This is a genomic window from Rahnella perminowiae (assembly GCF_019049695.1).
In the GTDB taxonomy this organism is placed as follows: Bacteria; Pseudomonadota; Gammaproteobacteria; order Enterobacterales; family Enterobacteriaceae; genus Rahnella; species Rahnella perminowiae.
Genome location: NZ_JAFMOT010000185.1, coordinates 18734 through 34164, shown reverse-complemented (window position 1 = coordinate 34164; position 15431 = coordinate 18734). Strand labels below are relative to the sequence as shown.

Annotated in this window: 15 protein-coding genes; 2 read left to right on the top strand and 13 right to left on the bottom strand. The window is 52.8% G+C overall.

Annotated elements, in window-relative coordinates; translation table 11 throughout:
- Positions 1 to 13 precede the first annotated feature (13 nt).
- From J1781_RS19430 to arcA, 11 genes are all read right to left on the bottom strand, one after another.
- Positions 14 to 808 carry a transglutaminase family protein gene (locus tag J1781_RS19430; RefSeq protein ID WP_129954669.1) on the bottom strand — a complete coding sequence of 265 codons (795 nt, stop codon included), beginning with the start codon at positions 806 to 808 and terminating at the stop codon, positions 14 to 16.
- Positions 808 to 1749: an alpha-E domain-containing protein gene (locus J1781_RS19425; RefSeq protein ID WP_129954668.1), complete on the bottom strand. Its 942-nt coding sequence runs from the start codon at positions 1747 to 1749 to the stop codon at positions 808 to 810. The genes J1781_RS19430 and J1781_RS19425 overlap by 1 nt, the downstream gene beginning before the upstream one ends.
- Positions 1743 to 3194, bottom strand: a complete 1452-nt coding sequence (locus tag J1781_RS19420) for a circularly permuted type 2 ATP-grasp protein (protein WP_129992016.1) — start codon at positions 3192 to 3194, stop codon at positions 1743 to 1745. The genes J1781_RS19425 and J1781_RS19420 overlap by 7 nt, the downstream gene beginning before the upstream one ends.
- Positions 3195 to 3402: 208 nt before the next feature.
- Positions 3403 to 3789: a 2-iminobutanoate/2-iminopropanoate deaminase gene (ridA, locus tag J1781_RS19415; protein ID WP_056776488.1), complete on the bottom strand. Its 387-nt coding sequence runs from the start codon at positions 3787 to 3789 to the stop codon at positions 3403 to 3405.
- Between the two features lie 55 nt (positions 3790 to 3844).
- Positions 3845 to 4309: an aspartate carbamoyltransferase regulatory subunit gene (gene pyrI / locus J1781_RS19410; protein ID WP_013577172.1), complete on the bottom strand. Its 465-nt coding sequence runs from the start codon at positions 4307 to 4309 to the stop codon at positions 3845 to 3847.
- 19 nt (positions 4310 to 4328) lie between these two features.
- Positions 4329 to 5264 (bottom strand): aspartate carbamoyltransferase, encoded by a 936-nt coding sequence (pyrB, locus tag J1781_RS19405; protein ID WP_217234033.1) that lies wholly within the window; start codon positions 5262 to 5264, stop codon positions 4329 to 4331.
- A gap of 244 nt (positions 5265 to 5508) precedes the next feature.
- A complete protein-coding gene (locus tag J1781_RS19400) occupies positions 5509 to 6015 on the bottom strand; it encodes an arginine repressor (protein ID WP_217220008.1) in 507 nt (168 codons plus the stop codon).
- Positions 6016 to 6076: 61 nt separating this feature from the next.
- Entirely contained in the window at positions 6077 to 7480 is a 1404-nt protein-coding gene (locus tag J1781_RS19395) for a YfcC family protein (RefSeq protein WP_217234032.1), read from the bottom strand.
- A gap of 52 nt (positions 7481 to 7532) precedes the next feature.
- On the bottom strand, positions 7533 to 8540 hold the full coding sequence (gene argF, locus J1781_RS19390; protein ID WP_217234031.1) for an ornithine carbamoyltransferase: 1008 nt from the start codon (positions 8538 to 8540) through the stop codon (positions 7533 to 7535).
- 33 nt (positions 8541 to 8573) lie between these two features.
- Complete coding sequence (gene arcC / locus J1781_RS19385) at positions 8574 to 9485, bottom strand: carbamate kinase (protein WP_217234030.1); 912 nt, start codon at positions 9483 to 9485, stop codon at positions 8574 to 8576.
- A gap of 22 nt (positions 9486 to 9507) precedes the next feature.
- Complete coding sequence (arcA, locus tag J1781_RS19380) at positions 9508 to 10728, bottom strand: arginine deiminase (RefSeq protein ID WP_217220021.1); 1221 nt, start codon at positions 10726 to 10728, stop codon at positions 9508 to 9510.
- Positions 10729 to 11415: 687 nt separating this feature from the next.
- Between arcA and J1781_RS19375 the strand changes: the two genes are divergently transcribed.
- The gene (locus J1781_RS19375) at positions 11416 to 11886 is read left to right on the top strand and encodes a NanQ anomerase/TabA/YiaL family protein (RefSeq protein ID WP_217219314.1); all 471 of its coding nucleotides are present in this window, start codon (positions 11416 to 11418) and stop codon (positions 11884 to 11886) included.
- Here the strand turns inward: J1781_RS19375 and J1781_RS19370 are convergent.
- Both J1781_RS19370 and argF (J1781_RS19365) read right to left on the bottom strand, forming a co-directional pair.
- Positions 11867 to 13669: a sugar phosphorylase gene (locus tag J1781_RS19370; protein WP_129954665.1), complete on the bottom strand. Its 1803-nt coding sequence runs from the start codon at positions 13667 to 13669 to the stop codon at positions 11867 to 11869. The genes J1781_RS19375 and J1781_RS19370 overlap by 20 nt on opposite strands.
- Before the next feature lie 158 nt (positions 13670 to 13827).
- On the bottom strand, positions 13828 to 14835 hold the full coding sequence (argF, locus tag J1781_RS19365; RefSeq protein WP_129954664.1) for an ornithine carbamoyltransferase: 1008 nt from the start codon (positions 14833 to 14835) through the stop codon (positions 13828 to 13830).
- Between the two features lie 168 nt (positions 14836 to 15003).
- On the opposite strand from argF (J1781_RS19365), the gene rraB reads away from it, so the two are divergent.
- On the top strand, positions 15004 to 15429 hold the full coding sequence (gene rraB, locus J1781_RS19360; protein ID WP_129954663.1) for a ribonuclease E inhibitor RraB: 426 nt from the start codon (positions 15004 to 15006) through the stop codon (positions 15427 to 15429).
- Positions 15430 to 15431 lie beyond the last annotated feature (2 nt).

Genomic DNA, 15431 nt, shown 5'->3' with positions numbered 1-15431 from the left:
CAGGGATTCAGGGTCATTGCGGAACGTCAAGCATAGCAACGGCCGCGACAGTACGCATATCTTCGCTTCCTCCGCCCAACCGGATACCGCGGACCGGGCATGCATCAAGATAATCTATGCCGATAGCCAGTTTCAAATGCTGATTCGGTTTGCAGGTGTTGTTGGTGACATCAAAGCTCTGCCAGCGGTCATCCAGCCAGGCTTCCGCCCAGGCGTGCATCGCCACATGCGTTGAATCTTCCGAGTAAAGATAGCCGCTGACGTAGCGCGCCGGAATGCCCAGGCTGCGGCAACAGGCGAGGAAAACGTGCGTGTGATCCTGACATACACCCGTTTGTGCGGAAAAGGCTTGTGAGGCGCTGTCTTTTACCGTGGTGCTGCCGGGGTTGTAAGGCATTTTCAGCAACAACTCGCCCATCAGGTTGCACAGACTTTCGTGCTGCGCCTGTGGCCGGTAATAACGGCTGGCGAAATCGCGGATTGCGCCGTCGGCCAACGTCAGCGGGCTGGTGCGCAAAAACACCAGTGGCGAGAGATGTCCGCAATGGTCGTCCTCGGTATTGTCTTCTATCTCGACCACACCGTTGGCTTCAATGGTGATCGCCTGATGAGGCTGATCGAGCGTCAGGACATGCAATACGTTGCCGTAGGCATCCAGCGTGCGGGTGGCGTATTCCGGCAAAGTCAGATCCCATGACAAAATCTTCTGATGGCTGGAATCCTGCGGCGTGAGGCGCAGATATTGCGTGCTGTGTTTAACTTGTTGTGCATAGCTGTAATGCGTCTGATGCGTGACATTCAGTTTCATTATTGAGCCTCCAGATAGGTTTGATGAATGCTCTCAGCGATGGCATTGGTCTGATCCAGAAACTGCATTAACCAGGGGCTGAGACCCATTTCAACGATCTCGTCCATTTCAGTGAAACGAAGCTGAGCGTGCAGGGTGTGGACACGGCGGCGTGGCAGATTGCCTGCGCTACCCCCGATTTCTTCAAGCTGTTCAGCCATGATTTCGACACAGGAAAGTAAGGATCGCGGTAATTCGCGGCGCAGTATCAGCAGCTCTGCAATATGTTTCTGGCTGAGTTGCTGCTTGTAAAGTGTGTGGAACGCCTCGCGGGCGCTGACCGCACGCAGCAGGGTATCCATCCGGTAATATTCGCGCACCGGATCTTCATCAGCATTCAGCAACTGATTTTTGGCATCCAGCAAACGGGCGGTACTGTCTGCACGCTCAAGCATGGTGCCGAGACGGATAAAGTTCAGGGCATCACTGCGCAGTAATGTACCGAACATGGCACCGCGGAACAGGTGTGAGCGCTCTTTAACCCAGTCGAAGAAAGCGTCCGCACCGGCAGAACCCACGCCCTGACGGCGGATCAGTTTCATCTCGATCCAGGTGGCATTAATGCTTTCCCAGACTTCAGAAGAGAGGCTGCCGCGCACCGCATGCGCATTGTTCCAGGCCATTTGCAGACAACTGAAAATGCTGCTGTGGTTGGAACTGTCCAGCGCGAAGAAGTTGAGCAGATTGCCCATGGATTCCTGCGGATAATGTTCGTTGAATAATGTCCGTGTGCCGGTCATGGTCAGCGGCACCAGCAAATCATTGTTTTCATCGCGTGCGTTGACGTCACGAATCGACATCAGCGACAGCTTATTGGTCACGTCCAGCAGGCGTGCAATATTCTCGGCGCGTTCCAGATAACGCGCCATCCAGTACAGTTCGCTGGCTGTTCTGCTTAGCATGCGTCATCCTCCGTCGGATTCTCTTCCAGTACCCAGGTGTCTTTGGTGCCGCCGCCCTGAGATGAGTTCACGACCAGCGAGCCTTCAGCCAGCGCCACGCGGGTTAATCCGCCCGGTACCAGCCGGATTTCCGCACCGCTCAGGGCAAAAGGCCGCAGGTCGATATGACGCGGAGCCAGCCCGTCCCCCACGAAAGTCGGGCAGGTGGAAAGCGCCAGCGTTTCCTGTGCGATGTAGTTTTCCGGACGGGTGCGCAGTAATTCGCGGAAGCGTTCAATTTCCGCTTTACTGGCCGTCGGGCCAATCAGCATGCCGTAACCGCCTGCACCATGAACCTCCTTCACCACCATTTTTTCCAGATTCGCCAGCACGAAAGACAGATCGCTTTCCTTGCGGCATTGCCAGGTCGGCACATTATTGAGGATCGGATCTTCGGCCAGATAGTAGCGGATCATATCCGGTACATACGGGTAGATCGATTTGTCGTCCGCCACGCCGGTGCCGATCGCATTGGCCAGCACCACGCCGCCAGAGCGATACACGGAAAGCAAACCCGGTACGCCGAGCATCGAGTCGGCGCGGAACGCCAGCGGATCAAGGAATGCGTCATCGATACGCCGGTAAATCACGTCAATTTTGCACGGTCCGGCGGTGGTACGCATAAACACCGCGCCGTCTTTCACGAACAGATCGACGCTTTCCACCAGCTCAACGCCCATTTGCTGGGCAAGGAAACTGTGCTCAAAATACGCACTGTTAAAACGCCCCGGCGTGAGCACCACGACGGTCGGATCGTTGACGGTCGTGCTTTCGCGCAGGGTTTGCAGTAAATGGGAAGGGTAGCGGGAAACCGGTGCGATACGCTGCTCGGCAAACAATTCAGGATATAGCCGCATCATCATTTTGCGGTTTTCCATCATGTAAGACACGCCGGACGGCGTACGCAGGTTGTCTTCCAGCACGTAGTATTCGCCATCGCCTCCCCGCACCATGTCGGTGCCGGCAATGTGCGCGTAAGTGTCCCGGTGAAGATCAATACCCTGCATGCACGGCTGATACTGATCGTTGGCCAGTACCTGTTCAGCGGGCACGATCCCCGCTTTGAGGATCTTCTGGTCATGATAAATATCATGCAAAAAGGCATTCAGCGCCTGAACCCGCTGACGGATCCCGCGATCGAGCATTTGCCATTCACTGGCCGGAATAATGCGCGGCACGCTGTCGAACGGGATCAGCCGTTCCGCGCCATCATCTTCGCCATAAACATTAAAGGTAATCCCCACCCGGTGAAACAACAGCGCGGCTTCCTCTTTTTTGCGCTGGACTGCCTGTTGATCGGCTTGCTGCAACCATTGCCAGTAGGCCTGATAATGGCTGCGGTGTTTGCCTTCAGCCATTAACATCTCATCAAAAAAGGGTGAATCGGAAAGGTCAATCTTGATCATCATCACCTCACAAACTGGACAGGCTGCAATTGAATCGTTCAATAACAATGAAGATCAGGCATAAAGTGTGCCAGCGTGCAAAACGGGCTGAAAAATGGGGGAAATGAGGCCGGTCTGCTTAATTATAGGGCGAGGTGAAGTTTGTTTGCCTGAAAACAGGGCAAAAAAAACCAGCCCGCAGGCTGGTCTGGTGCATCACTGACGCGGTTTAACGGCGGACGGCGATGGCTTCGATTTCGATTTTCACATCTTTTGGCAGACGGGCCACTTCTACGCAAGAACGGGCCGGGAATGGCGCATTATGCTCAGTGAAGAAGGCTTCGTAAGTGGCGTTAACGGTGGCAAAGTCGTTCAGATCTTTTACGAAAACGGTCGTTTTCACGATATCTGACACTTTCAGGCCAGCGGCTTCAACGATCGCCTGAACGTTTTCCAGTGACTGACGCGCCTGTGCAGCAATGTCGTCAGCGACTGCACCGGTTTTAGGATCCACAGGGATCTGACCGGAAGTGATGATCATGCTGCCCAGATCCACACCCTGAACATAAGGACCGATAGCGGCCGGGGCGTTTTCAGTGCTGATTTCGCGGGACATAATGTCTCCTGATTTGAGTTAAGGGGAACGGGAAGTTATCCCCCAGTATAAAGGCTCAGTCGTTATTGAGCACCACCTGATGCTCAAACTCTTTCTCGCAGTATTTGCATTTCAGGTGCACGCCGTCTGCACGTTGTTTCACCGCAAAGCTGGAATCCACCGGTTCAAAACGGCTGATACAGTTGCCGTTCGGGCAGCGCAGAACACCAACGATACGGTCCGGCAGCGTTGGCATCAGCTTTTTCACTACGTCGTAATTATCGATGCGGTTCACCGTCGCACGCGGTGCATACACCGCCAGCTGATTGACCTGTTCATCGGTCAGGAAGGTGTTTTCGATTTTAATGATGTCTTTACGGCCCAGCTCACCGGAAGGCAGATTCAGGCCAACGGTGACACGCTGCTCCGTTTGGGTAAACTTGAACAGAGACAGGAGCTTAAATCCGACCTGCGCCGGAATATGGTCGATGACCGTACCGCATTTGATCGCTTCAACCTGAAGTTTATTGTCGTGTGTCATAATCGTTTTCTCCTCAAGTTTACTGTGCAGTGTCTGCGTTCAGAACCAGCGCCAGCAAAGCCTGACGCGCAAAAATTCCGTTACCGGCCTGCTGGAAATACCAGGCATACGGCGTTTTATCGACATCCGGCGTGATTTCGTCGATACGCGGCAGCGGGTGAAGCACTTTCAGGTGCGGCTGAGCATCCGTCAGGTCAGCCGCCCGCAGGACAAACTGCGCTTTCACGTTGGCGTATTCCGACGGATCAAGACGCTCTTTTTGCACGCGGGTCATGTACAGAATGTCGATTTCAGAGACCACTTCATCAATGCTGCTGTGCAGGCTGTATTCGATGCCTTTCTCTTCCAGTAACGTCAGGATATACCCCGGCATCGCCAGCGCATCCGGCGCGATAAAGTAGAATCGGTTGCCGTTAAATTTTGCCAGCGCCTGCGTCAGGGAATGCACCGTGCGGCCATATTTCAGGTCGCCGACCATGGCGATTTTGATGTTATCGAGACGCCCCTGCGTTTCCTGAATGGTGAACAAATCCAGCAGGGTTTGCGTCGGATGCTGGTTCGCACCGTCACCGGCGTTGAGTACCGGAATACCGCCGGAGAATTCGGTTGCCAGACGTGCCGCGCCTTCCTGCGGATGACGCATCACAATCGCATCGACATACGTACTGATAACCGAAATGGTATCGGCCAGTGTTTCACCTTTTTTACCGAGCGATGTGTTGCTGCTGTCGGAGAAACCGACCACTGAGGCCCCCAGACGATGCATTGAGGTTTCAAATGACAGGCGCGTACGGGTTGAGGCTTCGAAGAAACAACTGGCGATCACTTTGTGTTTCAGCAATTCAGGCTGCGGGTTGGCTTTCAGGCTGGCAGCGGTATCGAGTACCAGTTCCAGCTCTTCGCGGCTGAGATCGTTGATAGAAATGATGTCTTTCTGATACAGCGGATTAGCCATAGTCATTCTCCTGTGCTTTACGTATAAAAGTATGGCGCTCAAATTCCGGACAAAAAAAAGCCCCTCAATGAGGGGCTTTCAGTAAAACGGTAATACCACGGGAGAACAACGGCAGCGGGCTGCCTGACGGCACAGTGTTTGGTCGATGATCTGAGCACAAAACATGGCGATTTTTCATGGGTTCTCCCGACAAATTGTCGCGCATTATACGCGGGTCATTGACGACATCAAGCGGAAAAATGGCCTAAGGCAAACGGTTGCTGCCGTGGTTTTCTTTAATCGCCAGTATGCGCCTGATTATCCTGCACACCCTCTCCAGTTCCGTCGTTTCCCGGGGAGCCACCAATACGGTAGTACTCGAGGCAATCACCCCGAGAACCTCCGGCAACCGGTGATGATCGATTATCCTGCCCACAGCGCGACCATATCCCGACATGACATGCACCACCACAAACTGAGGATTATGATCCACATCGGTGACCATTTCGTTTACCGGCCTTTGGGCATCGGGAGTGAACTGAGACTGCTCATTCAGGGCGTAAATCTTTTTGCCTTTGGCGTTTTGCACCTTCGCGACACCCAGCGTTTTCAGCAACTGTGAAATGGTGGACTGACCGATATTTTTGTATCCCGCGCGCTGGAGTTCCTGACGCAATTCCTCCTGTGATGAAAAACGTCGACTGGCAATAAGCTGATGGCAGAGGATCAGTTGCTGATGTTCTTTTTCAAGTGTAGGTAATGTTCTTTTCATGGTCATATTTCCGGTAAATAAAGGACGTCAACATGGCAAAAAAATCATTTTCTACAAAGACTTAAATCAAAGAACCGAGACTTAACGCGAACATCAGTAATACCAGTAAAATCCCCATCAATGGCGCAACCCACTTCAGCCAGCGGATATAGGGCACCCGCGCGATCGCCAGACCGCCCATGACCACGGCGGAGGTCGGCGTGACCAGATTCACCAGCCCGGATGCGGACTGATAAGCGGTCACCACCAGTTCACGCCCGACGTGGGCGAAATCGGCGAGAGGCGCCATGATCGGCATGGTCATCACCGCCAGACCGGATGAAGAGGGCACCAGAAACGACAGCACCACTTCAAGCAGGAACATGACATTGATGAACAGCACGCTGGACAACCCGGAAACCATACCTTCGGCGCTGTGCAAAATAGTATGATTAATCATGCCGTTATCCATGATCACTACGATGCCACGGGCAATACCGATGATCAGCGCAACGCCAAGCAGGTCGCGTGCGCCATCAATGAATGTTGAAGTCAGTTCTTCCTCACTCATGCGGGCAATCAGACCTGTGAGGATCGCAGCGGCAAGGAAAACGCCGGAAATTTCCCCCATCCACCAGCCCTTTACCGATACGCCATAAATCATCACGACAAAAGCCAGCGCGAAGATCAGCAGGATGATTTTGCGCACGCCGGTAAAAGGCAGCAGTTCTTCACTGCGGTTGCCGAGAAAATGGGTACGGTTGCTTTCCCACTGATCAGCCACAACAGAAAGCGAGGGATCGCGGCGCACTTTACGGGCATAGCGCATCACCCAGATCACGCAGATCAGCCAGCCGATGATCAGGATGGCGACGCGCAGACCGATGCCGTGAGTAAACGGGATCCCGGCAGCGTTGGCGGCAATCACCGTGGCGAAAGGATTGATTGTCGAGCCGAGCGTGCCGATCCCGGCGCCCAGCAGTACGGTAGCGGCGGCCACCAGCGGATCGAAACGGGCAGCCATCATGACCGGCACCAGCAGGGTGTAAAACGGTAATGATTCTTCGGCCATGCCGTAAATGGTGCCACCGGCGGCGAAAAGGGCCATCAGGATCGGGATCATCCATTCTTCTTTGCCCTTCAGACGGAAGGTGACCCGTTCAATCCCGGCGTCAATCGCGCCGGTTTTGGTCACGATGCCCAGAAAACCGCCGATGATCAGAATAAATAAGGCGACATCAATCGCGCCAGCCTGACCGGTGGTGTGGTTGTAAAGGCCATCAACGGGCGCGAGGAAAATATCCACCAGCCCCTGCGGATTGCCGGTCACGGCGTGATAGGTGCCTGAGACGGGGACTTCTTTACCCAGTCCGGCATTCATCGCCATGTCGTACTGACCGGCGGGGATAATCCAGCTCAGGCCTGCAACCAGCGCGATAAGCACAAATAAAATGGTGTAGGCAGAAGGGAATTTGAATGTACGCATAAACGTAATCCTTAAAGAAGGCGTGAAGGCAAAACGCCTTCACGCAAGGGGCTTAGTCATCGCCAAGCGTGGCGACCATGACCGCTTTTATGGTGTGCATACGGTTTTCGGCTTCATCAAAAACGATGGAATGCGGAGACTCAAAAACGTCATCCGTCACTTCCAGCCCTTTCATGCCGTAAGCGATTTCCAGCTCCTTTCCGAGCGTGGTTTCTTCGTTATGGAAAGCGGGCAGGCAGTGCATAAATTTGACGTCAGGATTGCCGGTGGCGTTAAGCACCGCGGCGTTAACCTGATACGGGGTCATCAGGCTGATACGTTCTGCCCAGGCGGTTTTTGCTTCGCCCATCGACACCCAGACATCGGTATAGAGAAAATCGACGCCCTGTACGCCCTCATCAACGTGTTCAGTCAGCAGGATCCTTGCGCCAGTAGTGCGGGCGATATCGCGGCAGACCGCGACCAGCGTCTCTTCCGGCCAGAAGGATTTTGGCGCGACCAGACGGATGTCCATCCCCATTTTCGCCGCGCCGACCATCAGGGAATTGCCCATATTGTTTCGGGCATCGCCCAGATAAGCGAAGCTGATCTGACTGAGTTCTTTGCCCGGCGAGTGTTCAAGCATGGTCATCAGGTCGGCCAGGATTTGGGTCGGATGAAACTCATCGGTCAGCCCGTTCCATACCGGTACGCCGGAGAATTCCGCCAGCTCCTCCACAATCTTCTGCGCAAAACCCCGGTATTCGATGCCGTCGTACATTCTGCCCAGCACACGGGCGGTATCTTTCATCGACTCCTTGTGTCCGATCTGGCTGCCGCCAGGGCCGAGATAGGTCACGTGTGCGCCCTGATCAAACGCGGCGACTTCAAATGCACAGCGGGTGCGGGTGGACGTTTTCTCAAAAATCAGCGCAATATTTTTTCCGCGCAGGCAAGGGCGTTCATGACCCGCTTTCTTATCGTCTTTCAACGCCAGCGCCAGGGTGATCAATTGCTGAATTTCTTCTGGTGTGAAATCAAGAAGCTTAAGAAAATGACGGTTTTTCAATGTGGTAGTCATAAAATCATCCTGAAATAATAAAGTGAAGGCGGGCTATTCCGCGCGGATACAGGTGCCTTTCAGACCGGCCAGAATGGCCTCACCCTCTTCCAGAGCGCCGATCCCCGCCAGCCCGTGGCAGGCATCGACAAACTGGCAGGCAGCATTAACCTTCGGCCCCATGGAGCCTGCGTCGAAAGTCATACCCGTGAGATCCCGTGTAGTGATGTGATGCAGCGGCCGCTGCTCAGGCGTGCCCCAGCCGAGGTACACCGCATCGGCATCGGTCAGGATCAGCAGCGCATCGGCCTGTAACTGACGTGCCAGCAGCGCCGCCGAGAGGTCTTTGTCGATGACGGCTTCCACGCCTTCCAGCCCGTCTGCGGTCTGATGAACCGGTACGCCGCCACCGCCATTGCAGATGACCAGATAGTGCTGATCCAGCAACGCACGAATGGCATCAATCTCGAAGATGCGCTGCGGTTGAGGAGAGGCGACCACGCGGCGAAAATGCTGCCCGTCGGCTTTCATCGCCCAGCCTTTTTCGGCAGTCAGATTTTCCGATTGCGCCTGCGTATAAACCGGGCCGATGTATTTCGTCGGGTTATCAAATGCCGGATCGAGCAGGCTGACTTCCACCTGCGTCAGCAGGGTGCAGACGCGACTTTCCGGAAGGCAATTTTTCAGCGCCTGTTGCAGCAGATAGCCGATCATCCCCTGAGTTTGTGCTACCAGAATATCGAGCGGGTAGGGCGCGACTGCCGGATAGGCGCTGTTTTGCAGCGCCAGCAATCCGACCTGCGGGCCGTTGCCGTGCACCAGCACGACGCGCCATTTCTGGCATAGCGCAGCCAGCGTATTGGCGGCGAGACAGATATTTTTGCGCTGCAGATCGGCCTCGAGCGGTTCGCCACGGCGCAGCAATGCATTGCCGCCAAGGGCGACAACCAGAACAGGTTTATTCATGAAATTTTCCCGGTATAGGTGATCAGATGTCGTCGCGTTCAAGCGGACAACTCATGCAGCGCGCACCGCCGCGGCCTCTGCCCAGCTCATCGCCCGGAATGGGGAGTACAGTGATCCCGGCCTTGTCGTATTTTTCGTTAGTCCAGGTGTTGCGCTCGTAGCCGATGACCACGCCGGGACGCACGGTCAGCACGTTATTGGCGTCATTCCACTGTTCGCGTTCGGCTTCAAAACTGTCGCCACCGGTGGTGATGAGTTTAATGTCGTCAATGCCCAGCGCTTTGCCGATTGCCCGGACGAACTGCGGTTCTTCAGTGCGGCGCAGGCCGCCGTGACCATTGTCGGTGAGTGTCCAGCACAAAGTGGTGTCGCGCACGACTTCCGGATACACCGAGAAAGTGTCCAGATCGATATGTGTCATGACAGTATCAAGGTGCATGCAGGAGCGGTGTTTCGGTAATTGCAGCACAATCACTTTGGTGGCCTGCTGATGTTTGAACAGTGAACGTGCGAGGAATTCCACACCTTGCGGTGTCGTGCGTTCCGATAGACCTATTAATACTGCGCCACGACCAATGACTAATACGTCACCGCCTTCCAGCGTGGCGTGGTCGTAATTGAATTCATCGTTGCCAAAATAAGTAATAAATTCGTTATCGGTAAAGTGCGGGTGCCAGCGATATATGGCCCGTAAATTATTGGTTTCCCGTTTACGCGCTTCCTTTGCCATCGGATTGACCGATACGCCGTTATATATCCAGCAGGAAGTGTCACGGGTAAATAAATGATTGGGTAAAGGCTTAATCACAAAGTCATTTAGCTGATGCGTATCCGTGACCATATTATGAAAAGTATCGGGAATTTCACTGTATGTTAATCCGCCGCTCATAAACCGGGCCGTTTGCCGGTGAGGAAGATCGGCCAGCCAGCCCCGAATTTCTTCGGCAAATTGCGGCCCCAGCCGGTAGTCCGAGATCTGCCGGCTGAGCAGCCAGTCTTTGGCCTCGCGGTTATCGAGGGTTTCCGTCAGCAGGTCAGTCAGCAATAAAACTTCCACCCCTTGCTGGCGCAAGGTCTCGCTGAAGAAGTCATGTTCTTTCCCGGCACGCTCAACGGAAAGCACGTCATCGAATAATAATTCCTGGCAATTCGAGGGGGTGAGTCGCTGTAAACTTAAATTTGGCCGGTGAAGCATTACACTGCGAAGTTGGCCTATTTCGGATCCTACATAATGCCGTTTCATATTTATCCCTTTTGTAAAAAGAAGAGCAAATAATGTTTTGGGCAAATGAATGACGTGGAGAATAAATTTTTTATTCAACCTGAAATGGTATGTGCCCGCAACGAAATGAATAATATTCCGCTTAGGCATTTAATATGTGATTCAGATCGCATCAGAATAAACGGATGACAGAGGTTATCTGTTGATTGATAAGTGTCATTGTTTTATTTATTAGACAGCTCAGTAAAGTGAATAATTAACGAAATATCAGCGTAATTATTTGGCCTGAGAGTAAATGACCGAATGAGATAATATTAACGCAGTTCTAATTAACTCAAAAACAAAGAGTTTATTTTCTCTTTGCATAGAATTTCTTTTTTTATGATTAAAGATTTATAAATTCTCTCAGACCTTAAATAACTATGATTAATTTCGGTGGTTTTTGGTTTAATTAAATTTGTGATCTGTTGGTGAGTTTTTAGAAATAGTCCGTAAGACCAACAGGATGAAAGTGCAGCACTGAATGCATTTTCAGGGTTTATGCAATCTGGTTGCATAATCATTGTTTCTCCGGTCGCGGATGACGTTCTGTCGCAAAATATTCCCCAGGAAGTCAAAATTTTGATCCCGCTCTGGCAACCGGACAGCAAACAGGATTAGTATTTATGAAACGCTGTTTCACTCATGCATTACAAACCCGAGGTTATGATGATCACAGGAAACATCCACGCGCTGCATCTTGTCCCTTATCTGCCCGCTGAACTGCGCGAGGCCATTGAATACGTTAAACAACACATCACACCACAGACGCCGCTGGGCAAACACGATATCCGTGGTGACGACGTCTTTGTGCTGATTTCCAATGATTCGACGGCACCGCAGGCTGAACGCCGTGCTGAATTCCACGCGCGTAATCTGGATATTCAGATTGTGCTGAACGGCACCGAAGGCATGACATTCAGCAATTTACCGGCAGGGTATGTCGATACCGACTGGCTGGAAGATAAAGACATTGCGTTCCTGGCTGCCGGTGAGCAGGAAAAAACCATGATCATGCAGACCGGTGACTTCGTGGTGTTTTATCCGGGCGAAGTGCATAAACCCCTGTGCGCCGTCGGCGAACCGGCCAACGTACGTAAAGCCGTGGTGAAAATGAACGTCAGCGCATTGTCCGCTTAATGCCTATTGTGTAGCGCTTTGTGCGCTTGATCAGCTTCATCCGCCAGCGACGCAGCCTGCCGAGACGTTCCGGCGCTTTGAGTTTGTGTTTGATCCATACTACCTGCCACGGCCGGAGACGCATCTGGCCGTTAAAGACTTCTCCGCCAATCAGATCCTTCCCCTCGACTGCCAGCTTCAACATCTGAGAATGATCGCTGATATTGAATATGCAGCTGATCCGGTCTTCAGTTTTTGGATCATAGCGTTCCATTGCAAACAGGGATTTGCCCAGATCAAACACGCGCTGGCCAGCCTGTGGTGAAAACGCCGGATGTTCGCGGCGGTGCCTGATGAGTGTCTGTAACCCGTAAAAAATGCGGGCACGCAAGCCGTCTTTTTTTTCCAGTTCAGCTTCAAGGGTCGTCAGATCCAACTTTTTACGGTTGATACGGCGGTTGATCCCGGACTGGTGCATGCCGTCAAGATCGTTCTCACTGCCCAGCAGGCTGTGAATATAAATCGCCGGGACGCCGATAAACGACAGCAACAGCGCCTGGGCTGCCAGAAACTTGCGGGCTTTCATTTCGGTACTGTCTTCCGGCTCGGTCAGTGCGCTCAGGTAATTAATGTTCAGTTCATAAGGGGAATGCGTGCCGTCACCGTTGTCTTTATAGGATACGCGGCCTTCCTTACGCAGTGTCTCCTGCGCCATGTATTTACGTTCGTCATCGGTCAGGAAGGTTTCGGTCGGGCGTAAACCGATGCCGTCGTGGCTGGCAAGGAAGTTGAAATAGGTGGTGTCCGGGTAACGCGCTTCCGCATTCAGGCTCTTCGCCCACTGGGTCAGTGTGGTGGTGTCCTGACGCAGAAAAGCGTACAAGGTCAGCGGCGGCAGCGGGAACTGATACACCATATGTGCCTCGTCACCTTCGCCGAAATAACTGATATTTTCGTGATGCGGGACGTTGGTTTCCGTAATGATCCGCGTGCCGGGGATCACTTCATCGAGAATGGTGCGCCAGACTTTAATAATATTGTGCGCCTGAGGCATGTGAATACAGCGCGTCCCGGCTTCCTTCCAGATATAGCCAATCGCATCAAGGCGGATCGACTGCCCGCCGCTGGCGGCGTACTGCAACAGCACATCGATGCTTTCCAGCAGGACCTGCGGATTTTTGAAATTAATATCCACCTGATCTTCACTGAACGTCGTCCACAGATATAACTCGGTGCCGTCGGTTTTGATAAATGGTGAGAGCAGCGGCGAAGCGCGCGGGCGTACGACGCGGCTGTAATCCAGCTCAGGATTAGCGGCAATAAAGTAATCTTTGTAATACGGATCGTCATGCAGATAGCCTTTCATCCACTCGCTTGAGCGTGAAATATGATTGATCACGCAGTCAAACATCAGGTTGAAATTGGCCGAAAGGTGATGAATATCTGACCAACCGCCGAGATGTTCATCGATCCGCCGGTAGTCAATGACGCTGAATCCATCGTCCGAACTGTAGGGATACATCGGCAGTATATGGATATCACTGATGATGTCGCGCAGATAGGTGTTGGCGAAGTGATTGAGCGTCGCCAGCGGTGGTTGCTCGCCGTGACGGATATTATCGCCATAAGTAATCAGATAAACGTTGGTGCCATCCACCCAGCCGGTGGTGCGGTGTTTGCCGTAATTCCATTTGTCGGCGAGATGCAGGATTTTTTTCAGCAGGTCGGCGATGTGTTCCCGGGGGTAAATCCTGCTTAGCAGGCTTTCCAGCCGCAGGACATACTCAAGATTCACTGAGCTCATATCGGTTCCTTCTTCTGCATTTTTGTTTTTTTGATGAAACGCTTTAAAAAGGTTAGTTGAAAATGCGGTCTTCTGACGGGAACGGGCGGGATAAAGTGCAAAATGATGTAAAGATTACGGCGTGCAGGAAAGTTATCCTTGCTGCACGCCTGGAAAAATCAGTGGTTAGCGAGCGTGGCAACCATTACCGCTTTGATCGTGTGCAGACGATTTTCCGCCTGATCAAACACTACGCTGTGGCGGGATTCAAAGACGTCATCGGTGACTTCCATCCCCCCGTGCAGGCCATACTCTTCTGCCATTTGTTTGCCAAGTGTGGTCTGGTCGTCATGAAATGCCGGCAGACAGTGCAGGAATTTTACCTGCGGATTGCCGGTCAGCGCCAGCATCGCGCTGTTCACCTGATAAGGACGCAGCAGATTAATGCGTTCTTTCCACACTTCTTTCGGCTCCCCCATGGAAACCCAGACGTCGGTGTAAAGGAAATCAGCATCTTTCACGCCGGTTGCGATATCTTCGGTCAGGGTGATGCTGCCGCCGTTTTCTTTCGCCAGGTGTTCACAGGTGGCGACCAGTTCGGCTTCCGGCCAGCAGGCCGAAGGCGCAACAAGGCGCAAATCCAGTCCGCATAACGCCGCAGCCTCCAGCAGGGAATTGCCCATATTGTTACGGGTATCTCCCAGATAGGCCAGACGCATGCCTTTCAGCGGCTGGCCCGGCAGATGTTCCTGCATGGTCAGCAGATCAGCCAGCAGTTGTGTCGGGTGAAATTCGTTGGTCAGGCCATTCCATACCGGTACACCGGCATAGTGGGCCAGAATTTCCACTTTATCCTGCCCGTAACCGCGATACTGAATACCGTCGTACATGCGCCCGAGGACGCGGGCGGTATCTTTCATCGATTCTTTATGGCCGATCTGGCTGCCACTTGGGCCGAGATAGGTGACTTTTGCGCCCTGATCGTATGCGGCAACTTCGAAAGAGCACCGGGTGCGGGTTGAGTCTTTTTCGAAGATGAGCGCGATGTTTTTGCCTTGCAGACTGGCTTTTTCGGTGCCGTTCTTCTTAGCGGCCTTTAATTCTGCGGAGAGTTTCAGCAGTGACGAAATCTCTGACGGGGTAAAATCCAGTAACCTGAGAAAATGACGTTTACTCAACAAACTCATGATGTCGCTCCATAGCGCGTAAGCATTTCGGATTGAATTTAAATTCAATTTAACTGTATGAATATGCAAATACAACCCCGCAGTAAAAACTTTGTCGTTTATAGTGGAGACGCGCCCTGCGGTGTGTGAAAATAGCGTACAAACGTCACATTGATTGAGGACAGAGATATGGCAAACCGTGAATTGCTGGAAGAACAACGTGAAGAGACTCGCTTAATCATCGAAGAACTGCTGGATGATGGCAGTGATCCTGACGCGCTTTACACTATCGAACACCACTTATCTTCAGAGAAATTTGACGTTCTGGAGAAAGCGGCCGTTGAAGCTTTCAAACTGGGTTATGAAGTTACTGATGCTGAAGAGCTGGAAGTGGAAGACGGTTCAGTCGTGATGTGCTGTGATGTAATCAGCGAAATCGCGCTGAAAGCGGAGCTGATCGACACCCAGGTTGAGCAACTGATGAATCTGGCCGAAGCCAACGGCGTCAGCTATGACGGCTGGGGCACTTACTTCGAAGGCGATGACGACGAAGAAGGTGAAGACGGCGAAGATGAAGATTTTGTCGACGAAGATGATGACGGAAAGCGTCATTGATT